The sequence below is a fragment of the Legionella massiliensis genome (assembly GCF_000756815.1).
In the GTDB taxonomy this organism is placed as follows: Bacteria; Pseudomonadota; Gammaproteobacteria; order Legionellales; family Legionellaceae; genus Tatlockia; species Tatlockia massiliensis.
Map to the genome: position 1 here is coordinate 445,239 of NZ_CCVW01000002.1, position 25,972 is coordinate 471,210.

Below are 25,972 nucleotides of genomic sequence, written 5' to 3' on the forward strand. Positions count from 1 at the left end.
TTTTCCTAGATCAATCGTAATTTTATGATTCGCTTCAAGGTCCACCAAGACGTATCAAAGGATTGCATTTTGCTCTCGCCAATTCGCTCATGATAATCAATAAACAGGCTATGCACTTTATAACCTGATACCAGTGGTTTTAAAAGAAGCTCTACTGGCAGAGCAGCGCCCTTAGCTTCAAATTCTAAATTATCGATCATAGACTTACGATAAGCACGCATCCCGCTATGAAGATCAGTAAAACGACGGAAATACAGCAAACTTGCTAAGCAGGCAAAAAATACATTCCCCAAATAATTGATCCAGGGCATAGCCTCTGGTTTTTTTTGTAAACGGGAAGCATCTACCACATCATAACCCTGCTCCAGTACCAGAGCAGCCAATTCAGGAATTTTGTCAGCGGGGTAGGTATTATCGCAATCCAAAGTCACAATAACTTCCCGCTCCCCCTCTCGCAAAGCACATTCCATAGCAGGACCATAACCGCAAGGCGGAAATTGGCGAATCACCCTGGCACCGTTCTCTGCAGCTATTTCGGCTGTTCTATCCCGACTCGAATCGACGATAATGATTTCCGCGCCAGGTACAACCTTTTTGATATCTTGGATAACTCTCGCAACCGCACCCTCTTCGTTCATGGTTATCATGGCAACGGTAATACGTTTTGCTAACGGTTCTACAGATACAACCATTCTAATCCTCGTTCAAAATACTCAGCGCCTTCGCTAAATAACGTTCCTTCGTTGCCTCATTATCAGGCTCCCCGTTTAAAAACGCAGCAACCTTGATTGCCCTGGCGACTGCCATATCCACATTAACATATTCAAAATAACTGAAACGCCCTAGTAAATGTATCCCAATTGAAGCAAACCATGTTCTTACCTTTTCTGCATTCGCTTCATAGCCAACATCATAAACCACGTAAGATTGATCGACCCGATCAATTTGTTCAAACACGATCTGCTCATCGCCCGGCAAAAGATTTCTCTGCTGCAAGCCTTGTTTGGCATGAGCCAAAATTTCTGCATCAGATTGCTGCCAAACAGAGGAAGATCTAGCACAGGTAATTTCTGCCTGTAAGCTCCAATGCCCTTCTGGGCCATTTGCTGCAGAAAAAGTACAGGGATAACTGATGCGATTGACCAAAAATTCTGCCTCAGGAAAGTAAACCGCGGTATATTGATTAGGATCAACCCCTGCTACGCCGAAGGAAATAACAAACATCGGATTGACAATTAATTTCTCAACTGCAGCGCGAATTTCGTTCGGTATCTCAATGTCCATTTTAGAGATAATTTCATGCACAGGCATCGTTGATACGACCTGCTCATATTCTTTCATATTAGATTGCTCATCAAACAATCGAATCTTTCCTTGATCAAATTGAATGCGATCAACCCTAAAACCATAATTTATAACGAGCGTTTTCTTCCAAGCCTCAGAAATCGCCTGATAACCACCAGTTTTCGGATAGAAATAATAAAGTTGATGCAAATAACCCTCAGTACTATAACCCAGAGAAGATTTTAGGATATCTTCTGGCGGCGGATTAGGAATACGGGAAGCCATGGACATAGAAAGTCGCTCTACGGGAATATTCCAGATTTTCTCGTTATAGGGAAAGAGATAATGCGAGCAAATGCCCTCACCAAAGGTCTTCAAAAACCATTCTTTCATATTTGCAGGAACAGCATACTTTTCTTTATAAGGATTGAAGATGAAATGGCTGATGCAATCATAATTATCTTCAAGTTCAAGCGACTTTAAATCATTTTCAAAGGGATACTTCATTATCCTGTTTTTATATGAAATCTTATTATTACGCCGGCATCGACTGACATTATCCCCCAGGCTCGCAACGATAAAATCTAGAATTTGCTGATCACGGGAAAAGAGAATATGCGGGCCGTAATCAAAGGTAAAACCCTTTGCCATAAATGAAGAGGCATGCCCGCCAACATGAGCTTGAGCTTCAAGAATCTCAGGGCTATTGTTTAGGAAAAGACTTAATGCTAAACCGGAAGGGCCAGCACCAATGACAGCAAGACGGGTCGGAGTATTTGTTATATGCTTAACACTCAATTTTGTTAGGCTCGAGAAGGAGTGATTGAATAGATGTCACTATACCCAAGTTTCTTCAAAATGCTAGTTTTTGAGGAAATTCGAAACCTTGTAAAGGACAAAAAACATCCAAAAAAATCCGAACTCCTGCGGCTTGACCCATAGGTATCTACACAAGTGATGAGTCCTGTGTCCCCCTAAGGCACGTCATCCAGAGCGCAGCGAAGGATCTCCTGAATGTGGCACGGTGCTAATCCCGGAGATCCTTCGCTGCGCTCTGGATGACGTAGTGTTGAAACAAGGAAGGACGTGACCTTATTACAGACACTTGTGTAGATACCTATGGGCTTGACCACGGGGATTCGGAATAGTGCAATTTATATGAGAATTTAATATGACCTTACCTGTTGTTATTCTAGCTGGTGGACTTGCTACAAGAATGCTCCCCCTGACAGAACAGCTCCCCAAATCACTTCTTCGTGTTGGCAATGATTATTTTATTAATCATCAACTTCGCTATTTAAGCCAGCAAGGCATTAGCAAGGTCATACTCTGCCTAGGCCATTTGGGTGAACAGATTCAACAAGTGGTCGGCGGCGGTGAAAACTATAAGCTAAAGGTGCAATATTCCTGGGATGGTCCTTGCTTGCTGGGAACCGGTGGAGCATTGAAACGAGCCTTGCCTTTGTTAGACGAGCACTTTTTTATCCTTTATGGCGACTCTTATCTCCCCATCGATTTTGCCGCTGTAGAAAAACAATTTTATGCTCATGACAAACCAGCCCTAATGACCGTATTTAAGAACAAGAGTCTCTGGGATAGATCAAATGTCGTCTTCGGTCAGAATCTAGTAATTGAATACAATAAAAAGCAACCTAGCACCATGATGGAATATATTGATTATGGTTTAAGTATTATGTCGGCCTCTATCTTGCAGAACTATCCCGTTGAAGGCTCCTTTGATTTGGCTGAGCTTTTCTGTGAATTGGCCAAACAGAGGAAATTACTTGGCTATGAAGTTTTTGAGCGTTTCTATGAAATTGGCTCTATGGAAGGCTTAGAGGAGGCAATTGCCAGGTTGAGCTAATCGCTTAATTTAACGTCAGTTATGGGGTTTTATAACCGTTCGCGCTGAGCAACTTAGCCACTTTGGGGCAAATATCAGGAAGGAACTTCGAACCAGCCCCCCTCGATAAGCCTGATTATTATTACAAGAGATCAATAGCGTCTTCTACAATTAAGGCAATACCCTGATGCGCAGTTCCACTAGGATGGACAGTATCAGCAAAGAAATATCCATCAGCTGGAGCCATACAGGCAAGTGCTTCAACGCCCTTTCCACAAGCAGGGTCAGTAGTATTAGTAAAGAAAAACGATTGGCCTCTGATCAAATAAGGTCGTCCTGCTCGAGAAGCCTCTATTACGTCAGTAACAAGTTTATAGGCATCGATAATTACAACCTGAAGACCAGTACTGGGTTGGCTTATCTGTTTGGAATAAGCAACAACGGATGTTATTTGCGGACTGGTATTAAAATCAGTAATAACCTGGCCTAGTCTTTGATTTAGCAGTACGTTAAAAAAATAACTCATCTTTTTTAAGGTTACAGGAATCGTTGGTATATTGGTGCTGGTTGCTAGTTCAGTTGCAAATGGGGAGATACCAAAATTGGGTAATGACATAACCACAATTTTTCTGGCACCTCTAGCACTTAGGGCTGCGACCTGGCTGGCAATGTTAGTAGCCGCGATATTAGCCGTTTGTAAGATTTGCGCTTGGCTAGGGAGTGGGTTTTGAATCACAGAGACTAACATGTCATTAGAACCAGCCCAAATAAAATAAATCGCATTGGAATCGAGTTTTTTTGGGGCATGAGCGAGATAATTGCTAACTTGCTGTATTAAAGAAGGTGCCCAACTAATCCCATATCCTGGGTTTGAGCCCGTCATACTACCACCACAACCGTAGTCTACACCGTTTAAATCGGGAATAACCGCACCAAAACTGGGTAATACCAGGGGAGTTGTATTATTTGTGATTAGATCGGAGGTTGTCGGAAAGGGGCCAACAGGCAGGGGGAAGCCCTTCACATCATGAGCAATATACTGTGACCAAATATAGCCACCAAAGGTTGTAAAGGTGGGCGCTTTATTGGGTATGCCAAAAAGAGAAGTCGCATTATTGCTAAATCCGCTATCTATCAGACTATCGCCAAAAAAATAAACTTGGCTGACCTGCGAAAAAGGCATAGTTTGACCAACTGCAGGGAAGAACGTACTCAAGATAAATAGATAAAACAAAATAGCTAGATCTGTCTTCGCTTTTACTAATGCTTCCTTAATCATCCTCACAGAGTTTCTCCTTTGCGCTCATTAGGGGTATTTATTTGAGATTTGCTAGCAACTGTAACGAATTCCCAAAGCAACAATATTTGCAGAGCCTTTGAACCGAGCTTGCACCTGATTGATCTCGATTGGGCTGGTAATTAATGGATTAATTATGCCCGATTCAGTTTGATGAACACTTCGGCTATTCTGAAAAACATGGGAATAAGCGCCGTCAACGGATAGATAATTAGTTAGAGCATAAGTCAATCCGAGATTTGCTGAAAATTGATTAGAATCAGGAATCAAAGTATTACGATGAGCTTTAGTGGCTGGTGTTTGATCATAAGCAAGACCAGCACGAACAGTTAAAGTCGATGTTGCACGATAATCTGCACCAAGTGAAGCAAACCAAGCATTACGCCATTTCATTTTCATTGCATTATTAACGACATAAGCTTCTGGGGTTGCAATAGCCAGGGTTTTAAAGGTATCCCAGAAATTAACTTGTGCTGTGGCTTTCACAGTCCATTGGTTATTTAAATCTTGCGCAGCTCCCAGCGTTAAAACAGCAGGCGTTTTAATTTTGCTAGACATCCTTGTAAAGGTATTAAAGATGAAATCCTGCGAGGGAGCACTGACTATCGCGCCACCCGTTGTATATTGTCGGCCAGTCCCATGGAGGCGCGTAGAAATTTTTGAGCGATAGCCTATCCCCAAGCGCGTGGATTGGCTAGGTTGGTATAAAGCACCCAGGGTATAGCCATATCCCCAGCCGTTCCCTTTAACAAAAGAAGGGATAGAAGCAGCTAGCAGATCATCAATATCTCTTTCACCAGTATAAGGACCGTAAAAATTAGAAAAGCTTGCTTGTAAATATTGTGCCTGGAATCCTGCGGCTACAGCCCAGCTATCATTAATTTTGTATGAAAGCGCTGGATTGGCATTCAATGATTTAATTTTGGTTTTGATATTGCTAAAGCGCAGTACAGAATTGGGTGAGAAATTAGATGACCAATAATAAGGTTCATTAATTCCCAGGCCAAAGGTGAATCGCTCACTAATGCGCTCACCCAGATAGGCACTAGGTAAAAAGGCAGATTGGTTAATCTTATTTTGACTAGTCAAACCTAGAACCGGAGCGCTGAGATTCGATGGCATATAATCGCCAGGAACATTAAAAATATGAACCGCGCTAGCCCCTGACATCTTTAATTGGGGCAGGAATTCACTAGCACCAAGGTAGGCTTGATTTTGTTTTAGAGTCGCCAAGGTCGCTGGATTATTGAATAAAGCACTGACATCATTGCTTGCAGCAGCAGCCCCCGCCATAGCCGACCCTTGCAAGCTTGGGCTAGTCAAATCGGGCTGAAAGCCCGCAGCAAATAAAGCCGTTGCAGCAAAAGACTGGCAAATAACAAACACTGCGGTAGATTTTTTTCGAAGAAGGTAAGAGCCAGCCACTTTATACTCCTTGTAAATAGAGGGGCGAGAACTAATTGTTGCCAAAGCAGCTAAGACTGGCAGATTTTTTGAATAAATACAATCTGTTAGTGTGACGTAGACTGTATGCAGCGAAGCAAGAACAATGATATTCCAAATAGCTCAGATCGAGCATAGATAACAGGATGTAGGCTGGACTGTTAAGCCCAGCCTACTTTAGTAATCAGCTTAACTCAACACTCCGCTCAAGTATGAACTCTTCCTGATCTTGTCTAGCATCAGATGCTGTAGGATCAACACCCCAGAAAGTTGCTGTCCAAGAACGTTTTGGATGTGAGTAGAGAAACTCAGGAACCTTTCTATCCCTATGAAGAACATAATCCTTCACAAAAGCACCGATTTCATCAATTTGTCTGTCTCGGTCAGAACTGTGGTATTGAGGCTCTAAACAACTGAGGGTCTTGTAGTATTCCTTAACCTCATCAAGAATCCCAGTGAACTCACCATTCTCAAAAAATGCATCTTTATTTTCACTCGCTCTATAACCAGCCAATACCTTATCCAGCGTATATTCAGTGATTGTTGAGATATTGAAGGTAAAGGCTTTACGCGTGAAGGCCCAAGGACCTTTACGGCCATTTTGTCCTTCACTAATGGTTTCATTAGCAGGCAGACGACCGGCCTTCAAAGAAGAGTAGATATTTTGGAAGCGTTGCTCAGCATCTTCTACAGGCTCCTGCGCTTCAAAACGGGGCTTCTTCAAGGCTTGGTTAATTCCCTTCAAAGCAGCCACAATCGGCGAAGAGATTACCCCTAATATCAAACCCAGCGTAACAGGGATAACCTTCTTGAAGATTAGGACCACAAAGCTCACAGGTAAGGTTGTAGCCATAGCTAATGCATAGCCAGGTAAGCCTGCAAGTTTAGCATTATCAGAACGTTTATCAGCAGCCAAACCACCAAAGAATGGGGTCTCTAAGCTACCGTTTAATAATGAACCTGACAAACTACGCCAAGAGTAAAAGCTATGGGACGCCCCCTTAACAGCACCAATACCAGCCAGGGTTACCGTTCCAAAGAGCCCACCGATAACTACACCAGGCAAACCGAGAAGGTATTTTGCTTGCCAGCTTCGTTCATCTTGTTGACCTAATTCTTGGTAGGGGAAGCGCTCATCGTCATTCAAACCAACATTAGCAACCGAAGCAAAGGTACGAGTACCTGTGTTGAAGCTTTCCTTGAAGATTCGATGTATACCACGACCAACAAAAACAGCGCCGCCAGAGATTGCACCAGCTAATACACCAGGTAATCCGAATATATAGCGATCGACAAAGGAACGTTGCTCTACAAGTGGCTCAACCTGTTCTGATTCTAATATATCTCTTTGAGGTTCAACCTGTCTGACAATTGCAGAATAAGTCTCTGAGGTTGTTTTCCAACTTTCAATGAAGGAACGTTGCAAGCCTGACAAGACAAGACCTACCGCTGCAGTCATGCTACCAATAATTAGCCCAGGAAAACCGAAGACATATTTTTGCAAATTACTACGTGTATCATGCTGCAAGTCTTCTCCAAGCTGCTCATTATCATGGCGAGCCACATTAATCCCTGAGACAGTGAGGCTTTTGACTGTAGCATAAGAGTTTGCCGCAATGCGTCCTAAGTACACGCCTACAAAGCCCAGAGCGCCTGCAAAACCACCCAAGATTACACCAGGCAAACCAAAACCGAATTTGATATGTGCAGGGCGTCCATCTATCGCCATACCAAAACGTTGGATGCGAAGCTCTTCAGCCAGCGAAGGATTAATCACCGTAGAAAAACTATGGATTGCGCTCGTTACAGATTCACTAAACACCCGGCCAACAATCACTGCTGCAAAACCTAGGCTACCTGTGAAAGCACCAAAGAGATAACCAGGAGCACCAAAGATATGGCGATCAACAAAGAGGCGTTGCTCATTAGCTAATTCTGGTTGTGGGAAGGTCTCTGCCTCGGCCTCACCTGCAGGCAGAGCCTGTTTAACTATGCTAGAGTGAACCTTATTTGCTGTTTTCAAACTTTCAACCACAATACGTTGTAAGCTTGCGAAGCCTAAACCTAGGGCTGCAGTCACGCTACCGATGATCAGCCCAGGAAAGCCTAAAACGAATTTTAGAACGGTTGAACGGCCATCCTGTTCTAAGCCCTCCGGAATCTGCTCATTATCATGGCGAACTGCATTCACTGCAGAAAGAGTGAGGCTTTTTGCAGTTTTGTAAGAGTTTGTAAACACTCTCCCTATACCAACTAGGGCAAAGCCAAGGCTCCCCGCCAAACCACCTAAAAAGAGGCCAGGGAAACCAAGGCCATATTTTTCTGAATTAGGGCGCCTATCTTGTTCAAAACTAAGCCCCTGAATTCTGTCTTCAGGATCCAAAGCAAGATTTGTCACGGTAGCGAAGCTATTCATTGCACTTTTTACGGACTGAATAGCAGAACGAACGCCGATAATTGCTGCAAAACCGACCGCCCCTGTAATTGCACCTATTAGCAACCCTGGAGCACCATAGACATAACGGCTCATAAAGGAGCGCTCTTCCCTATTTTGCAGTAGAGCTTGTTCTTCTCCCTCTTCAGCTGCGGGTAGAGCCCGTTGAATGAAGCTAGTAAAGACTTCTTTCCCTGTTTTAACACTCTCTTTATTTAAACGTCCCAAACCAGTAATAGCGATAGCTATTGATGCACTAACACTACCGATAATAAGACCAGGAAAACCTAAGACATATTTCAGGATGGAAGAACGTCTATCCTGTTGTAAGCCCCCTCTTAACTCAAGGTCATCCGGAGCTCGGACTGAATTAATCCCGCTGATAGTGAGGCCTTTTGCTGTCGCATAAGAATTGGTGATTACTCGCCCAATACCTACTGCTAAAAAGGCGATAGAACCTGCAAGTCCGCCAAAGATAGTACCAGGAAGGCCAAAACCATATTTTAGGCGATTTGCACGCTCATCTTGGTCAAAACCATAGTGTTCAATACGATCTTCATTAGCTAAAGCTAAGTTTGTAACAGTGGCAAAACTATGTGCCGCAGAGCTAATGGACTGGGCAACAATGTTCTTTGCTGAAATAGCCAAAAAGCCTAGGCTACCGGCAAAGGTACCAAACAACAGTCCTGGAGCACCAAAAAGATAGTAATCAACAGTGCTACGTTGTGGAGCTTCGTCGCTAGCAATTTCTGACGGCTCTTCTTGCTCTAGCGAGGCCTGTCTGACAATTTTAGTAAAGAGGTGTAGACTTGTTTTCCAGCTTTCAACCGCAGAACGCTGCACGGTTGCGAATCCAAGACCTATTAGAGCTGTTGCGCTACCGATGATAAGCCCAGGCAAGCCTAGGAGATATTTACGGAAATTAGGGCGTATATCATGTTGGAAGTCGCCTTGAAGCGTCTCATCATCATGGCGAACTACGTTAACTGCCGAAATAGTAAGGCCTTTAGCTGTAGTATAGGAGTTAGTCAGGATTCGCCCTAGACCTACCGCCGTATAACCCACGGTTCCTATAAGCCCACCAATAATAGTACCTGGCAGACCAAAACCAAATTTGATATGGGTTGGGCGCTCATCCCGATTCATACCAATCTCTTGGAAACTATCTTCTGAATCTAAAGCATAATTGATCACTGTAGCAAAACTGTGGGTTCCGCTTTCAAAAGATTCCTTAATCACTCGACCAAAGATCACCGTTGCAAAGCCTAGACCTCCGGTCAATGCACCAATCAGATAACCGGGAGCACCAAAGATATGTTGATCAACGAAGAGACGTTCCTCTGCCTCAAGCTCTAATTGTGAGGGCGCTTCCCCTTCTTCATTTGCCGGCAAAGCCTGATTGACTACGCTAACGAAGACTCGTTTTGTTGTTTTCCAGCTTTCAACCACTGAGCGGTACAAGCTTGATAAACCTAAGCCTAGGGCAGCAGTCACACTACCAAAGAGCAATCCAGGAAAACCTAAACCAAATTTTAGGAGGTTTGAACGGCCGTCATGTTTTAAATCTGCCTCAAACTGCTCACCCTCACGACGAGCTACATTCACGCCGGATACGGTGAGGCTTTTAGCTGTTTTATAGGAGTTAACAATGACTCGACCTAAACTAGCTATTGCAAAGCCAAAACTTCCTGCTATGCCTCCCAGAATCACACCGGGCAAACCAAAGCCATAGATTCTAATCGCTGAACGCTGATCTTTATCAAGACCAAAGAGCTCAATCTCATCCTCTTCTTCTAAGGCTAAATTCGTCACAGAAGCAAAACTGTGTATGGCGCTTTTTAGGGAGTTTGTTACTACGCGAACCAAGCCAATTGCTCCAGCCGCTATTAAACCAACAGCCCCGCCTAAAACGAAGCCTGGTATTCCAAAAATTAGGCGATACCAGGGCATGCTGCCATTCAGTTGTTTAATCTGCTTATCTGCTGGAAGATCTAATAAAGCAAAATTGGCTGTCTTAAGAAAGCCAGATATTGAAAGTAATACCGAATTATAAAGCAGAGGAATGAGTGTTACAGAAGCTAACCAAGCAAGAATAACTAAAGGTGAGAGAGCAATCTGCCCGAAAATATTAAGAGAACTTGGTGTAGGTGGACGGGTATCTAAAAGCTCCTGCTCGATAGGAGCAGTATGTTGGCCGAGTAAATTATAATGTGCCCGGAAGGTATCTCGAATAAAGTAGGAGGAAGTTACACCCGCTCTACCAACGCCTGTTGCCAGTGCCCAAATCGCATAAGCAATGTTATGCGACAACTCTGTAAGCAGTTCAATCATGATTTAATCCGATATAAAAAAACCGCCGCCATTGTATTTTGTTTGGATTTATAATTCAATATTTAGTCATCTTTGCAGCAAGAATTAGCAGTCTTGTTACATTCAATACAGTATTTTCTACCGTATTAACCCTCCCAAAGCACTATAAAAACCCAGCTTGAATCTATCCTATACTATTATTATCTGATCTACTTTTGAGCAAAAAGCCTCTTTTTCTGTTTAAGGGGGTGTATTATGGCTAAAGGCCTTACCCAGGAATTACGAGAGGAAATCGTTAGCGTTGTTAGGGAAAAATGTAATACAGCAGATTATGCTGTGCGAGATGCGGTATCTTTTGCAGGCTGTATACCCGATATTGATAAAACTAAAAAAATCAAAGATCAGGAAGGTGAGGTTAAAGCCTTGTTTGATCGCTGCGAAGCAGCAGGAAAAGCGATTGAATCTGTCATACCTTTTCGCAATATGCCTTCACTAAGCTTATGGTCCATTGCCAATTAAACGGCCTGCCCCTAAATGAGATGGTCCCCAACATGCAACCCTCTATCAAAATAGTTGCAAACCAAACTGGCCACACCTCCCATACCTTTGTTCTGTTCGGTTATGAACAAGATGATTATTCATCGATGAAACTTGAAACGCATAAGGATGAGTTTTTTATTGTCGATCTCTGGCTTTACGCACTAAGCGATCAAGGCGAATTGGGTTGTGGTGTTTATACCTACCAAGATTATCCTAGGGGTTTCCTGAGCCATGTGAAATGTGTCTATGATAATCACCAGCCATTTACCAGAGCAGATTGGCAAAACTATCTTGATGAAAAGGAAGGAATTCAAAAAGCGGCTAATGGCTTTTTTTCTCCCGATCCGAAATCACTTCTTAGTCAAAAAATACTAAATTTAACTAATAAAATTTCCGAGCTGGAATGGCGAACAACGGATCTTGAGAGGGAAATAGAGACCAGGGAAACGCAAACTATTGATGAATGGGGTCTTGAGATTGAAGATAACCCCAGCTTGTTAGCTGAATTAAAACAACAATTAAATCATTTCCGTACCTCAATTGTGAGAGCAGAAGAAGAGCTGCAAAAACTCAATGAAAAGTTAGAATCTATAGACTCAACCGCGCCCGCTCACCCATCTCCTCTTAAGTAACTCCAAGCCTCGTCATCCTGAGCACCCTAGCCCCATTGGGCAAACATCGATAAAGACTCCGTCATCCCGAACATAGTGAGGGATCTCCGGGATTAGCACAGTGCTACGCTCAGGAGATGTCTCTCTATGTTCGACATGACGTACGTCTTTGGGAGCAACGTGAAGGATCTCTTGCAGCGCAGCCAGTGTTCCATTATTATTCCGCTCGATTTTTTATTAATTAGATTGAGCAAAAATGAAAGATGATGGCAAAATTAAAGACGCTAAATTTCCCTTTAATGAAGTAGAAATTAAGGAGCTTATTGCCAAGCAATCCTTTAAACCGCATTTAATGATAGTAAAGGCTAATGCGCAACCGACTGCATTCGTTGATTACCTAATGAATTTGTCACAATCAAACAAGAGTTTTCGTGAGCAATGCATAGTTCTTTATAATGAGCATTGGTTCGGCTTGGATTTGGAACGTAAAAAAAGAACCGGCAAAATTTCAATAGTAATCTTGGATGCTGCAGCCCCCTTTACCAAGGTAGCTGCCTTTATGTTTCTTATGAAACAGATTTCGCAAAACGGCTCCATAGCCTTTGATACCCTATTGATAGGTTCTAATTCAGATAAGAATTTACAGCGAAATAACCGTGACTGCTCTACCTATGCATGGGAGCTTCTTAAATGGGCGAAGGAAAGCCCCAATCTTCACGATAAGCTGTTTAAACTCAGTGCAAGTATTCCTAATCAACTGCGTACAAAAAGGCAGATCTTGCCAAAAATTGCTAATGAAAGAATATCAGCGCCTATCCTAGAAAAGTTAAGAGAATCATTTTTAGAAATCCATTGGCTAGATAGCGAAAATCTGAAAGGAGAAGAGTGGGCAGAGTTTTTTATCAACTCGCAATCAACACTTCCTGCTGAATTTGCAGACTCAGCAAAAAAATGGATTGTGGAAGAACTTTGTCATGACTCTTGGACTGAGCATAATATTCGTATTAATTATTGCGAACATCTTATGAAAGTGGAATTAGCCAATACCCCAGCTCTAAGCGAAAACGACTTTATTATCAAGCATATCTGCACTGCCCATGGTAAAACTGAAAATGAACTCGGCTTGGTGCTGCGACTAGCGATTAGCAAGGGTTTGATTTTCCAGGTAAGAGCTCTTTTAGATCTTTCCAATGTTGATGTAAATGAGCTTCCTGCTTCTAAAATGACCGCCTTAGACCGTGCTTACGCTCTAGACCGGAATAATCCTGTCCGTGAAGAAATCATACTATTACTTAAGGCAAAAAATGCCATCGCTAATACTGTAAAAAGTCCTATCCAAACTTCAGTGGAACGCAATGAGAGTACTGTCGGCGAGACAGCGGGTAACTACACATTATGAGGTACAAACTGGAAACCCCTCATCCGCCCTTCGGGCACCTTCTCCCCAAAGGGGAGAAGGGAAAATCTGTTTAAGTGTCAAACGCAGTGAGGCAATTTCAAAGAACAGTTGGATTTGAATGCAGATTTCGAGATAACGAGGCAAGAAAAGCTCAGCATACACGCAGTATGTGAGCATTTTTTGTCTCGTTTTCTCAGAAGCTGTGCCAAATACGGCTGTTCTATTCACGGATGTGGCCGTTGCCTTGGACTACCCATTTATAACTCCCCAAAGCCTCCAAAGCCATAGGCCCCCGCGCATGTAATTTTTGGGTACTAATACCAATCTCAGCACCCATACCAAACTGCCCACCATCAGTAAAGGCTGTCGAGGCATTAACATAAACCGCCGCCGCATCAATATGCTCAAGAAAATACTGCGCAGCCCCTGCATCCTCAGCAATTATTGCTTCACTGTGACCTGAGGTGTACTCCCTTATATGTTTTACCGCTTCCTCAATTGAACCTACTGTTTTTATTGACATTTTGTAAGAAAGGAATTCTTGGCCAAAATCCTCAGGCTTTGCTCGATGCAATAGTTGTGAAGGATAATGTGCCACCAAAGCCTGATAACTTGGCTCATCAGCAAAGAGTTCAACCTGATGATCTGCAAGTAAAGCGACAATTACTCCGAGCTCAGCAAGCCGTTTTTCGTGAATAACTAAGGTATCCAGCGCATTACAAACACTGACTCGTCTGGTCTTAGCATTATTGATAATCAGCCGTCCTTTTTGCTTATCACCACTTGCATCAAAATAAGTATGAACAATGCCTGCCCCTGTTTCTATAAAGGGGATCTGGGCATTTTCGCGCACAAAATTAATCAAGGCCTGGCTGCCTCTAGGAATACAGACATCAACTAAGCCAACCGCTTTTAATAGCGTATTCATTGCTGCACGTTCTGAAGGAAAAAGATAAATTAGATTTTCATCAACCTCTTGGGCTCGGAGAGTCTGGCGAATCAGTGAAACTAAAAACTGATTAGAGTGATGAGCCTCTTTACCGCCTTTTAGGATGCAGGCATTTCCCGTTTTAAAGCAAAGGCTAAAGGAATCAACTGTTACATTTGGCCTTGATTCATAGATGATGGCAACAACACCTAGAGGAACGGACACCTTTTGAATTTTCAAGCCATTAGGCAACTCTTTTTCAGCTAAAACAGCAGTCCTGGGATGGGGAAGGTTGGCTACTGATTCTACATCATTGGCAATGGCCTCAATGCGTTCTTTAGATAGTAAAAGACGGTCATATTTGGGATCTTCGCTATCCATCAACGCCAAATCTTTTTGATTTTCAACAATGATTTGCAAAGATGCCTCTCGTAACTGTTTGGCCAAGGCCAGCAAGACAGACCTGCGTTTTTCTTCATCAAGCAACATTAAGTCATAACTGGCTGCCTTTACCACTTTCAGCTGATTCATTAAATCGCTATTCACCCTAAGCTCCTAATAAATGTGCAAATGATCATAGTGAATAAATTCGGGTTTATCCTTTTGCCCTATATATTCTTTTAATTTTGCAGCATCATATTTGGCAATACCAATGCCTATTTTTTGATTATCGCGACTATGTATTTCCACTAAATCACCGCGCTTGAAATCACCAGAAAAACGCTCAATCCCGACCGGCAAAATGCTAAGAACCCGTTTTTTTTCTTTAATAATCTCATATAAACAAGGATTTATTGCAATTGAGCCCGTGTATTTGTCGTGGCTAAAGGCAATCCATCGTTTTATGTTTGATTTCTTTTTGCTCGGCAGAATGGTAGTGCCTAGGGCTTCACCTTCGACAAGTTTTGTCACCACTGAAGGATGTTCAATGCTAGCAATATGCGTTGTAATACCAAGATTCGACATTTTTCGCGCCGTACCCAGTTTAGAGAGCATCCCTCCTCTGCCATGCTGGCTTTTCACTGCGGAAACCTCTGGCCAGCCTTGTTGCTGCGGATCAATCACTGGAATAAATTGCGAATCGGGCTCATCAGGATGTCCGCTGTAAACCCCTTTTACATTGGATAAAATAATCAGCTTATCGGCATTAATCTGGGCAGCTATCAGCCCGGCTAACTCATCATTGTCTGTAAACATCAGCTCTTCAATCGCAACGCTATCATTCTCATTAATTATAGGAATAATCTGTTTATCCACTAAAATTTCTCGTAGTAATCGGGAAATATTCAAATAATGTTGCCTGGTTTGAAAATCCTGTTTAGTCAGTAACAATTGCGAAACTAGCGTTTTATGCGCCCTAAACATTACCGCATAAAGGTGCATTAGCTCATGTTGTCCTAAGGAAGCTAAAACCTGCTTTTCGGCAATTGAGGTGCCATATTGCCGCCCCAGTAACTGAGAAGCAGCCTTACGCCCGGAAGCAACGGCACCGGAACTGACTAAGACAACCTGATGCCCAGCTTGTTGCAGAGCAACTAATTGCTCAACCAAATGCAGCAATACATCTTCAAAGGGTACCCCCTCTGAAGAGAGAATACTTTGCGTCCCAACTTTGATTACAATTTTCATTTGTTTCCTGTAGGGGTTATTAGTGTCTCTGGCACATCAATTTAAATGAGCATCAATTGTGACAGATGGCAATTATATTGACAATAAAGGCTGTTCCAAGTACCGTTAGATGCACACTGGGCCATAGCCCTATCACTGCCATTAAGTTAAGGAAGGTTTTGTCATTCCCGCGCAGGCGGGAAACTATTTCTAGCTAAGCACAGTGCCAATGTAGAGATGGTTTCCCGCCTGCGCGGGAATGACAACTGCCCTTAACTTAATGGCAGTGAGCCCCTAGAATCACCCCAAGAAGGACAGTTTAGTGCCGATGTAATTGGAGAAAAGATGACAATCATTCGAGAAAAGGATTTTGTCCAAAGTATTGCAGATGCCTTTCAGTATATCTCTTGTTACCATTCCCCCGATTTTATTCAAGCGATGTATCAAGCCTATAAGAAAGAACAATCTCCTCGTGCTCGAAACGCACTTGCGCAGATCTTGATAAACTCTCGAATGGCTGCAGAAGGTCGACGCCCTATTTGCCAAGATACTGGCCTAGCGGTTGTTTTTCTTAAAATTGGTATGGATGTTCGCTGGGATTCAACAGATAAAACTGTCAATGACATGGTCAATGAGGGTGTGAAATTAGCTTACACAAATCCCGTCAATCCCTTACGTGCTTCAGTTGTAAATCATCCCTCTGGTAAACGAGACAATACTGGTGATAACACCCCTGCTGTCGTACACATTGAATTTGTTTTAGGTAATACAATAGAGGTAACCGTCGCCGCGAAAGGATTTGGATCCGAGGCAAAATCAAAATTTGCTATTTTAAATCCCTCCGATAACCTTGTTGACTGGGTGGTTGAGCAAATACCGCATATGGGCGCGGGATGGTGTCCCCCAGGTGTATTGGGAATTGGCATCGGTGGTACAGCCGAAAAAGCAATGTTGCTTGCTAAAGAAGCGCTTATGGAGCCTGTAGATATTCATGAATTGTATCAACATAAGCCACAAAATCACTTAGACAAGTTACGTCTTGAGCTTTATGAAAAAATAAATGCTCTTGGAATTGGCGCTCAAGGGCTCGGAGGATTAACTACAGTTCTTGATGTAAGAATTAAAGAATATCCAACCCATGCTGCGTCTTTGCCAATCGCTATCATTCCCAATTGTGCAGCAACAAGACACCTATCCTTTACTCTTGACGGCAGCGGGCCCGTTGAATTAGAGCCTCCTTCTCTCGATTCTTGGCCGAAACTTGATTGGGACGCTAACATCCCCTTGCGTAAAGTCAATCTAGATAATTTGACACAAGAGGATATTAAAGAGTGGCAATTAGGTGAAACCTTATTGTTATCTGGAAAATTAATTACCGCACGTGACGCAGCACACAAAAAATTAGCTCAGCTATTCGCAGAAGGCCGTGCCTTACCTGAGCAAATTAATTTAGATGGCAAATTTATTTATTATGTAGGTCCAGTACCTTCAGCAGCAGGTGAAATTATAGGTCCCGCAGGCCCTACTACAGCAACACGTATGGATAAATTTACTGAGCTCATGTTATCAAAAACAAAGATGCTTGGAATGATTGGCAAGGGTGAGCGCGGACCTCTAGCCATAGAGGCAATCAAACGTCATCAGTCCGTTTCTTTAATTGCAGTAGGTGGTGCCGCCTATTTAGTATCCAAATGTATTCGTAAAGCACGCATTATTGCCTTTGAAGAATTAGGTATGGAGGCTATCCGCGAATTAGAGGTTGTTGATATGCCTGTAACCGTAGCAGTTACTGCTGATGGTCAATCAATTCATGAAACAGGCCCTGCGGAATGGCGTATTAAAATTTCTGAAATCCCCCGTAAAAACAAAGATTAGGATTATTCAAATGTCAAATCAGTCTCTTACAGCTGAGTTAACTGATAAAACCCCTCAAAACATTCGCTTAGGAGTCATGTTAGCTTTCGGCGCATCGTTATTTTATTCAGTGATGGGTGCTCTCGTTAAACTGGTAGCTGATGACACCTCAAACACAACGATTATCTTTTTTAGGTTTGCTTTAGGATTTTTAGTACTTCTTCCAATCATCAGTATCGAGCAAGGACATAGGCGTCCTTTATCGTTTTTCAAAACGCGCCGCCCTTTCCTGCATTTGATCCGTGCAATAAGCGGATTGTTATCATTATTATTGCTTTACTATTCTCTAAAGTATGTTCCCTTAGTTGATGCTGTTTTATTAAACACAACCTATCCTATTTTTGTTCCTATTGTTCTTTGGATGTTAATCGGAGCCAAAACTACTGCTAAATCAAGTATAGGAATTTTAATTGGCTTTATTGGTATTGCCTTGGTTCTTAGGCCAAATGAAGGCTTATTTAATTCTGCTTCGCTTATTGCCTTAGCTTCCGGAGTTGCAGCAGCCTTTGCGATAGCCTGTACTCGTCTTTTAAGTAAGACAGAATCCCCAGATGTTATTAGCTTTTACTATTTTTTATTAACGACTCTTATTTCCCTAATATTGATTCTTTTTAGCTGGAATACTCCTGATTTGAAAACCCTGCTCATTTTAGTAGTTATCGCCATAGTGGCCACAGCCTATCAATTATGTCTAACACAAGCCCTTGCCCGAACACAGGCGCGCATAGTATCGCCAATTATGTACTCTGCCATTATTTTTAGCGGTATTCTAGGTTGGTGCATTTGGGGGGTAATACCAGATCTATTATCGGTAGCAGGGACAATTCTAGTTTTTACTGGTGCTTTGATTGCTGTTTCTGCGCAAAATCGTACACAGTAATGGAGTTTGTATTGCTTCTCTCTGCTCGCAATAGGGGGGATTGGATACCGTGGACAAGCCACGGTACCTAGGGCTTAGGAGTAAAAACAACTATTCATTTAGGGCGATGCTGGTTACCTGCAAGTGCTGATAGTGCATCATTAATCTTTTTCTCCGCTTTTTGGAAGAAACTCAATGATGAAACCTGAGAGTTTTCTTTTGCGATTTGGATTTCTTTCTTAGTACTAGGATTGTAACCTGCAATAATTTTGAAGCAGTCAGCGCTTAGTCTTGCTGACTCAACTTTCGACTTAGAAGGTGGCGTTTTATGGAGTTCAAGTCCAAGAGTTTCTTGCTGGCGTTCAATCTCAAAAGCTTCTTGTTGGAACTCAACCTCAAGAGCTTCTTGACCCTCTTTAAGTTTTACAGCAAAAACCACTGGTTTCTTACGCGCACTCATAGGATCGCGATCACTAGACTTTTCCTGCACTGAGGATGCTTTTTCCGCTTCTTCTTTTGTGCGAAATACTCGAACAATTTGATCAGACTTGGGTGCTGCATCTTTTATTTCCTTGTTAGGAACCTCCCGACCTGCTGTATAAGCATAAGTAAGGACACCGAAGGGAATTTTATTCATTTCTACAGTGTTTCCAAGAATGTAATACATCTGATTAGGGAGAATATTCTCTGTTGTGAGTCCATGTTCCTTCTCTACAACGTTCACAAGCCTAGAAAACTGATCTTTATTTACTCGCTCAATAGCTGCTAACTGTCTGTTATTGAGATGGCGCAAGACTTCTAAAGTAACTTCATGAGGAAAGGTATCAAAGAATTCAGGTTGCTTTTCATTTTCTTGAGTTCCGTCATTTTTGATTGGCATGGTATGCTCCGTTTGATTAGGTTCAGATGTAATTTTATTTGCTGCAAATTAGTCCACCCTTAAGAGGGATAGATAATTTGTGATGCTGCAGTCCATTCTGGAATACCTGTAGAGCGTCAATTAACATTTCTGGTGGCTTTGTCGCAAAGGATAGGCTTGCTAAATCACAGACGCGGTCAAGTGCGTTTATGATCTTGAGTCGCTACAACTAGGGGGGCAGGGCCTAACTTGCTGACCTCTTACTTTGAGTCCTGGCGAAAGTTAGGCCCCTAGAATAATTCAATTTCCATAACAGTTACTGGATAGTCACGGAAGCTATCTACGGCAATTTTTGTCCAACCCTGTTTGCCATAATAATCAGGAATTGTTGGATCAAAGGCAAAAAGAAATAGCTTTTCAAAGCCTAAGGCCCGTGCCTGTTCTTTGGTAGCCTCAATAAGCAGTTTAGCAATACCTCTGCCTTGATACGCAGGTTCAACAACCAGCGAGCCAAGCCAAGGTTTTAAATCCGCACGAATTCCGTCATTTTCGCGTAAACTGCACATTCCAACCGGTTTAGAATCTACAAAGGCAACATAGGTCAGCGGTAAATTTTCTGTGTGCAAATGCTCAGTAAAACGTTGTTCTACCCGCTCAATGGAAATATCAGGCAACCAGATCTGGCCTAGTACTTCATGCCAAATTTGCGCTAGTTTTGGGATAGCTTCTTGGTGCTGCTGTAATAGTTCGATTTTTATCATAATTTACCTTTTAAGATTGCCTGGCTGGCTGCCCGCAACCCTTATAGGGCGGATGAGGGGCGATTCAAGCACAGGTCTCGAAGCGTCATCGTGAAAGGCTTCGCGAACGGTTAATAACAGGCTGTTCAGGCTACTCGGACATACCACTACCCAATGCTCTCAGCTCCAACCCTTCAATCTCTTGCAAGGATTTACCAGCAATACCCTGTAAATCGCCATACATCCCTATTGTCGAAGTCATCACCCGCTCGATCTGCTCATTGCGTTTTACCCATTGTTTCATAATGACCTTACGCTCTTTTTCCAAATCGATTTGCATAGCAGAAAAGGCTTCGACGATTGCTTCTATGCGCTGGCGAAAACGGGGTCCTGTCAAATACTGATAGACCATTTCCATCTTGGTCTGCTGTCCTTCGGCAGAATTGCGAGCCAGTGATATTTCAAGAAGAGAATGACGAAGGACCATCGCCACTGGAAATGCAGCTCTGGGATGGGTCACCCAGACACCATTTATTAATTCAAAGGTTTCAACATTGGCCGGCAAAGCTTGGCTAACAATAACAGCAATCTCTGCCTTAGCCGCCCGCTGATCTTCTTTTAACTTTGTTAACCACCCCTCAGACCAGTTTTTAGTGCGCTTAGATTCCCATAAAATGCTACCGCATAATTGGCCAGATCCTGCAAAAACTCGTTGCAGCACATCACCGCCAAACTCGCCCTTAGGAACAGGTTCGATGGAATCGAGGGGGAATTTGCTTTGCAGCATTGCTTCGAGAATAAGCTCCTGTACTTCTCCTTGTAGCTGCTGCGACCCCTGTTCCGCCTTACGTTTCAACTCTTCAATTTGCTTTTGCATGGAACTGATAGTCTGTTCTCTCTCCCGGATCCTTAAACTGAGTGAGTCTTCAGCTTCTTTACGAGCATTAACCCGTACAAGTTCCAAGCCCTCGTTAATTTGTTTTTCGATGGTTAATTGCATTTCGCGCTGGGCATCGTCCAACTCGCGCTGCTTCTTAATGAATTCGGCCTCTGCCTTTTGTGCCAAAGCCAGCTTTTCATCACGCAATTTGAGAATTTCTTGTAAGTCTGATAATTCTTTCGCTTTGTGTTCGAGCTCAGTACCCAAGGCGAGTTTCGCTTTTCTTGCCTCATCAACTGCAATTTGCTCACGTTCTTTTTTAAGTTGTGCCTGCAGTTGCTTTTTTGTCGCCTCGATGAGAGGAGCAGCGAGGGATTCAGTAAGTTTGATTTCGATCTGACATGACGGACAGGTAATTGTAGGCTCTGACATTTTTCGGTTTCAATTTGCAATAAGGGGATATGTGCAAATTATACGCCGATGTCTTGTCGGTTCCATATCTTTTTAAAGCTAAAACTACTAGAGCTCTATTTCATGTGATCAATAACGCGGATTAATTGGCTATTTCTAACGAAACTAACAATTTTTTCGGCATGTTTTTGCGTAAAAGGCTTATTAAAATAGCCAACCATACCAACTGCGCCAGCCTTATCACGGTATTCCTGATCACTATATACGGAAACAGCCGCAATCGAAGTTTTTCGGTTCAAAGCAGAGTGCGCCTTAATTTGAGCTGCAGTGTCAAAGCCATCAGGGCCATTACCTAAACCAATATCCATTAAAATAACATCATAATGACGACCCTGCGCTTTTTCTATAGCGCCTTGTGCATCGGCAGCAATATCGACTATACAGCCTTGCTCTACCAAATTTGTCTTCATCACCATTTGTGCTATTTTCGAGTCTTCGACCACAAGAATATGTATTGCATTCATTTGGTTATCCTCATAAAAAATACAGTCAGTTGAAAATTTCAAGAATGTTGGGAAGGATAACTGCAAGATCTATTCCTCCTTTAACCTTCACCAAATCCATTTTCATCTCGATGACCTTATTATCAAACTATGATACAATATGTTTTTATTTTAGTCACCTAGTTTTTTTCTTATTCTCTTGTAAGAATTCTCTCAACTCAGCCGACAAAAGATAAGGTCAACCCTTGTTGCTCTTCGGCAACAAGATAAGACCGTATCCCAGTCATAAATTTCCGATGATTTCTAGGGTTATCATCAGGACGAATAGCAACATAGAGCTCTAATAAATAATCGATGCTTTCATTGTCATAACTACTTAGAGAAGATTGAATTCCAATCTCCTGAAGGCACTCATTGATGTATTGGCTAGCAATATAATGTTTATCTGTCCTAAATTGATTATCCAAATATTCAATGCCCATTGCTAATTCCTTCAGAAGAGCTGCTTTATAGAGCGGATAAGCAGCAAACTGTTCATTGGCAAGCGCTTCGATTAATTCAGAGGGCATTTTTTTCAAGGCAGCAAGGGTTTCATAAACCTCACACTCAATGTGCCTTAAGGTCAGTAGCTGAGCAGGTAAAGCCTTCTCCGAAGTATATTGTTCAAAGACAGAACTAATTATATCTCTTGGACATTTAAAAACAGCTGGCTTCTCGTCAGAAACTGGCATTGAAAAGGGCAGACTATTCATGCAGCTACCAAAATCAATTAGAGTCACCTGCACGACACTAGTGCCCTCAACCAAGCCCCAGTTATAATTTGCCCTATCTATTTTACCGAGCAACTCTATTAGTACAGCAGCTACACCAAGTCCTTCTATCCGCTTAGACTGTGAGGGAAAGGCCAGATCACCTTGTGCATCAAGCTTTGCGCCCAGAATCGTTACACCATCAGAATCATAAGCCTCTTTCCATGTTTTAAAGCTGCCTAAATAATCGGAGCCAATGAAAGCGTTGGGCAGCGCTTTTTCATAATAGCGTTTATACTTCGGCGAGCTTGCAGGACTAAGCTGACGTACAAATTTTGCAGAAAATATCTCACGGGCAATAGCAAATGCACCCTCATTTTCTTCAATTTCATCGTCAAAGATTTCATAACGATAAAGAGTCTCGTTTGCGTCCGCATCCCCTTCTTTCAGTAACTTATACTTTTCTCTAGTTTCCTGTTTGATGATACCTTTAACGGTATTGCCGGGAGGGCCATCTGCAGTCAGAGTGTAATGTTGAAGAACTCCTGGATTTTTTTTTGATATTTTGAAAAAACGGGTCATAGATTAGTTAGTTATTTCTTTTGGCAAAGCATACCATAGGCAGAGAAATTGAAAAAAGCTATTTTTTGCCAAATAAGGTCAATTTAAAACCAAAAAGCCTATTCTATACTTAACTTGTCATTTCAGCTACAGAAAGGATGCTCTCATGATATATAAAAACATTATGGTCGCTATTGATGGATCATCAATCACTGAGGCTGTACTTCATGAAACGATTAAACTTATCAAGGGGAATGATAAGGAAATCAATCTGCGTATATTATCTGTGATTGACGAAACAGCAATTAACTATAGCGGTGGTGTTTTTGACTATCAAGGCTATTTTGATGCCTGCAAGGAAGCAGGCCACAATCTTTTAGCTCGAGCTAAAGAGATTATCACTCCACATTCAACAGCTAAGATCGAGACTTATCTGCTTGAGCTTAAACCCTTTGGGGGAAGACTCTCTGAACTGATCATTAAAGAAGCGCAGGCCTGGCCTGCTGACTTACTAATTCTTGGCACACATGGACGTCGAGGTTTTAGCCGCCTAATAATCGGAAGTGTTGCTGAAAATGTACTTCGGCTTGCGACTATGTCTGTTTTGTTGGTGCGGGGCAAAAATGTGTAATCCCAGATAAAACTCGAATTCTCGCGGCTTGAGCCATAGGTATCTAGCCAAATGTCTGTAATAGATGAGCCCTATTCCCCCTAACGCACCTCATCCAGAGCGCAGCGAAGGATCTCCTGAATGAGGCGCCGTGCTAATCCCGGAGATCCTTCGCTGCGCTCTGGATGACCTAATGTTGAGACAAGGAGAGACATTTGTGTAGATACCTATGATTCGGAATGGAAAAAGAAGGAGTATAAAACCTTCCATTGGTAAAAAATTGTCATTTCAAAAAATAGATGTTAGAGTTTTTATTTTTTCCTCCTACTATGAAAAAATTATCTCTAAGTATCCTACTGATTGCTTTTGCCACAGTCACTTTTGGAAAAGCACTTGTCGATGGTAATGTCGTTAACACCATCCAGCAAAGCAAAAGAATGCAGAAATCTCTTCCGCTCTCGCTTATTGTTTTTTTACATTCAAACTCAGAGAAAAAAGGGTTTTTAAAAGACCTCGACAAAATACCTGATATCACCTTTCAGGAAATTGGCAATATGCCGGCTATCGCCGTAGTTATCGCGAAGGACCTATCTCTTTTAGAAACGCTTGCCGATCACCCTGCCGTTGCTCAGATCACTGTGAATAACGCCGGAACGAAAGAGTTAGATATAACAACCCAGGCGTTAAAATTAACCCCTTCTGTTTTTTACCCTAATGTAAGCAATTGGTGGGCCCAAGGTTATACCGGCCAAAAGGGTGTTATTGGTGTGATTGATGATGGTATTGCCGCAGAGCATCCTAATTTGACTAATAAACGCATAATAATCAGAAAGGAAGATGGCTCACTTTATAACCGCTTTCTCAACGGTGTGCGCACTGCCCATGGCACAGGAGTAGCCTGCATTTATACAAGTAGTGATCCCTTTTATAAAGGCATTGCCTACGGAGCAACTACCATTGTTTCCGGCCTCTCTGGCGAAGAAACAGCCAATGTACAAGACATCATGATGACCATGGCAACCCTGGACTGGATGCTAACCCGCGCTGAGGTCAAACCAACCATTATTAATTACAGCATAGGAAACGGCAGCCTTGCTTGTAAGAATTGCCCTGAATGGAGCGGGCTTGCAAAGGTTATCGATTACATTGTCAATCATGACAAAATCTTATGGGTTAAATCAGCAGGAAATAACGGTTATATTGAAGCGACCCAAACTGCCCCCTTTGCTTCAACCCTTACCGTACCTGGTGATAATTACAACGCCCTCACTATCGCTAATATGGATACTGTGAACACTGAAAACTTTATCAATTATAAAACAGCAAATCGCGATAAACACCGCATTCATGCAACCAGCAGCCGCGGCCCAACACCCTATGGCAGACGTAAGCCTGACCTGTCAGCGCCTGGCTACAATACCAGAACCTGCGCCCCCGATCCCCAGGTTTATGGCTTTAACTATTCAACAAGCATGGATTACCACGAGGGTTTCCGGTTAATGGGTGGAACCAGCTCAGCTGCGCCTCATGTTGGCGCCTCTGCCTTATTAATCCAGGATGCGGGGATAAAAAATCCGATAGCAGTTAAAGCCTTGTTGATTAATAGTGCCGATGCCTGGACAGACAACAGCGAAACTGAAGCAGCCAGCCAAGCAACTAGCAATCATTATCAAGTTATGGGCTCAGAATGGAATCGTACCTATGGTTGGGGCTATATCGATATGCAAAAAGCCTTTGAGCAGCGCAATGATATTATTGAATCGACCCTGACTGTGGCTCATCCCATACAAGAATACGAGGCTGTTCTTGAGGTTGGTGATAAGGTCACTGTAGTGCACGAACGTCGTGTTGGTTATTTCAAAGACTCTAGCGAATGGAAGCTTAGTCATATCTCTCTTGAGCTTATCGATTATGATAGTCAAAAGGTTATTGCCCGTGATGATAGTCCCATTGATACCGTTCATCAGGTCGCTAACTGTAGTCGCCAGCCAGGCGAGAGAAATTGCTCTTCGACTACAAAGACAATTCACGCTCTGGTGCGTGTCAAATTATTGAGTCCAAATATCGATGGTAGCGTTCAAGAGCCCTTTGCTCTTGTTTTAAAGCAAGGAAAAGCCTAAATGTAGCCTGGATGCAGCGAAGCGAAATCCGGAAGTAGTGATCTGACTTCCCGGATTTCGCTTCGCTGC

General features: G+C 42.7%; 20 protein-coding genes. 8 read left to right on the forward strand and 12 right to left on the reverse strand.

From position 1 onward, the window contains the following. Positions 1 to 5: 5 nt before the first annotated feature. The gene (locus BN1094_RS09070) at positions 6 to 692 is read right to left on the reverse strand and encodes a glycosyltransferase family 2 protein (RefSeq protein ID WP_043874107.1); all 687 of its coding nucleotides are present in this window, start codon (positions 690 to 692) and stop codon (positions 6 to 8) included. Position 693: 1 nt separating this feature from the next. Next, complete coding sequence (locus BN1094_RS09075) at positions 694 to 2,082, reverse strand: protoporphyrinogen/coproporphyrinogen oxidase (RefSeq protein WP_052403218.1); 1,389 nt, start codon at positions 2,080 to 2,082, stop codon at positions 694 to 696. A 373-nt stretch (positions 2,083 to 2,455) separates the two neighbouring features. Here BN1094_RS09075 and BN1094_RS09080 point away from each other — a divergent pair, with 373 nt between their 5' ends. After that, positions 2,456 to 3,148: a sugar phosphate nucleotidyltransferase gene (locus tag BN1094_RS09080; RefSeq protein WP_043874108.1), complete on the forward strand. Its 693-nt coding sequence runs from the start codon at positions 2,456 to 2,458 to the stop codon at positions 3,146 to 3,148. A gap of 121 nt (positions 3,149 to 3,269) precedes the next feature. Here BN1094_RS09080 and BN1094_RS09085 read toward each other — a convergent pair whose 3' ends face one another. The 3 genes from BN1094_RS09085 to BN1094_RS09095 all read right to left on the reverse strand — a co-directional run bounded on the left by BN1094_RS09085 (position 3,270) and on the right by BN1094_RS09095 (position 10,632). Then, a complete protein-coding gene (locus BN1094_RS09085) occupies positions 3,270 to 4,406 on the reverse strand; it encodes an SGNH/GDSL hydrolase family protein (protein ID WP_043874109.1) in 1,137 nt (378 codons plus the stop codon). Positions 4,407 to 4,457: 51 nt separating this feature from the next. Further along, a complete protein-coding gene (locus BN1094_RS09090; protein WP_043874110.1) occupies positions 4,458 to 5,849 on the reverse strand; it encodes an OmpP1/FadL family transporter in 1,392 nt (463 codons plus the stop codon). A 202-nt stretch (positions 5,850 to 6,051) separates the two neighbouring features. Beyond that, positions 6,052 to 10,632, reverse strand: coding sequence for a hypothetical protein (locus BN1094_RS09095; protein WP_043874111.1), 4,581 nt, complete (start codon positions 10,630 to 10,632; stop codon positions 6,052 to 6,054). A 234-nt stretch (positions 10,633 to 10,866) separates the two neighbouring features. Here BN1094_RS09095 and BN1094_RS09100 point away from each other — a divergent pair, with 234 nt between their 5' ends. The 3 genes from BN1094_RS09100 (at position 10,867) to BN1094_RS09110 (ending at position 13,161) form a co-directional block, all read left to right on the forward strand. Continuing rightward, entirely contained in the window at positions 10,867 to 11,130 is a 264-nt protein-coding gene (locus BN1094_RS09100; protein ID WP_043874112.1) for a hypothetical protein, read from the forward strand. A gap of 32 nt (positions 11,131 to 11,162) precedes the next feature. Continuing rightward, positions 11,163 to 11,783 carry a hypothetical protein gene (locus BN1094_RS09105; protein ID WP_043874113.1) on the forward strand — a complete coding sequence of 207 codons (621 nt, stop codon included), beginning with the start codon at positions 11,163 to 11,165 and terminating at the stop codon, positions 11,781 to 11,783. Positions 11,784 to 12,018: 235 nt separating this feature from the next. Further along, on the forward strand, positions 12,019 to 13,161 hold the full coding sequence (locus tag BN1094_RS09110) for a YopJ family acetyltransferase (RefSeq protein ID WP_043874114.1): 1,143 nt from the start codon (positions 12,019 to 12,021) through the stop codon (positions 13,159 to 13,161). Positions 13,162 to 13,381: 220 nt separating this feature from the next. Here BN1094_RS09110 and BN1094_RS09120 read toward each other — a convergent pair whose 3' ends face one another. Then, positions 13,382 to 14,635 carry a glutamate-5-semialdehyde dehydrogenase gene (locus BN1094_RS09120; RefSeq protein ID WP_099909004.1) on the reverse strand — a complete coding sequence of 418 codons (1,254 nt, stop codon included), beginning with the start codon at positions 14,633 to 14,635 and terminating at the stop codon, positions 13,382 to 13,384. A gap of 9 nt (positions 14,636 to 14,644) precedes the next feature. Next, positions 14,645 to 15,718: a glutamate 5-kinase gene (gene proB / locus BN1094_RS09125; RefSeq protein WP_043874116.1), complete on the reverse strand. Its 1,074-nt coding sequence runs from the start codon at positions 15,716 to 15,718 to the stop codon at positions 14,645 to 14,647. Between the two features lie 324 nt (positions 15,719 to 16,042). On the opposite strand from proB, the gene BN1094_RS09130 reads away from it, so the two are divergent. Continuing rightward, the gene (locus BN1094_RS09130) at positions 16,043 to 17,572 is read left to right on the forward strand and encodes a fumarate hydratase (RefSeq protein ID WP_043874117.1); all 1,530 of its coding nucleotides are present in this window, start codon (positions 16,043 to 16,045) and stop codon (positions 17,570 to 17,572) included. Between the two features lie 10 nt (positions 17,573 to 17,582). Beyond that, complete coding sequence (locus BN1094_RS09135; RefSeq protein WP_043874118.1) at positions 17,583 to 18,491, forward strand: DMT family transporter; 909 nt, start codon at positions 17,583 to 17,585, stop codon at positions 18,489 to 18,491. Between the two features lie 94 nt (positions 18,492 to 18,585). On the opposite strand, the gene BN1094_RS09140 is transcribed toward BN1094_RS09135, so the two are convergent. The 5 genes from BN1094_RS09140 to BN1094_RS09160 form a co-directional block, all read right to left on the reverse strand. Further along, the gene (locus BN1094_RS09140) at positions 18,586 to 19,350 is read right to left on the reverse strand and encodes a hypothetical protein (protein ID WP_043874119.1); all 765 of its coding nucleotides are present in this window, start codon (positions 19,348 to 19,350) and stop codon (positions 18,586 to 18,588) included. A gap of 269 nt (positions 19,351 to 19,619) precedes the next feature. Next, positions 19,620 to 20,090 (reverse strand): GNAT family N-acetyltransferase, encoded by a 471-nt coding sequence (locus BN1094_RS09145; RefSeq protein WP_043874120.1) that lies wholly within the window; start codon positions 20,088 to 20,090, stop codon positions 19,620 to 19,622. A 130-nt stretch (positions 20,091 to 20,220) separates the two neighbouring features. Next, positions 20,221 to 21,381: a DUF2130 domain-containing protein gene (locus BN1094_RS09150; protein WP_043874121.1), complete on the reverse strand. Its 1,161-nt coding sequence runs from the start codon at positions 21,379 to 21,381 to the stop codon at positions 20,221 to 20,223. A gap of 95 nt (positions 21,382 to 21,476) precedes the next feature. After that, positions 21,477 to 21,884, reverse strand: a complete 408-nt coding sequence (locus BN1094_RS09155) for a response regulator (protein ID WP_141650457.1) — start codon at positions 21,882 to 21,884, stop codon at positions 21,477 to 21,479. Between the two features lie 197 nt (positions 21,885 to 22,081). Continuing rightward, positions 22,082 to 23,194 (reverse strand): hypothetical protein, encoded by a 1,113-nt coding sequence (locus tag BN1094_RS09160; RefSeq protein ID WP_043874123.1) that lies wholly within the window; start codon positions 23,192 to 23,194, stop codon positions 22,082 to 22,084. A gap of 145 nt (positions 23,195 to 23,339) precedes the next feature. Here BN1094_RS09160 and BN1094_RS09165 point away from each other — a divergent pair, with 145 nt between their 5' ends. Together BN1094_RS09165 and BN1094_RS09170 are read left to right on the forward strand one after the other, a co-directional pair. After that, positions 23,340 to 23,804 (forward strand): universal stress protein, encoded by a 465-nt coding sequence (locus tag BN1094_RS09165; RefSeq protein WP_245614278.1) that lies wholly within the window; start codon positions 23,340 to 23,342, stop codon positions 23,802 to 23,804. 278 nt (positions 23,805 to 24,082) lie between these two features. After that, a complete protein-coding gene (locus tag BN1094_RS09170) occupies positions 24,083 to 25,903 on the forward strand; it encodes a S8 family serine peptidase (RefSeq protein WP_043874124.1) in 1,821 nt (606 codons plus the stop codon). Positions 25,904 to 25,972: the final 69 nt, after the last annotated feature.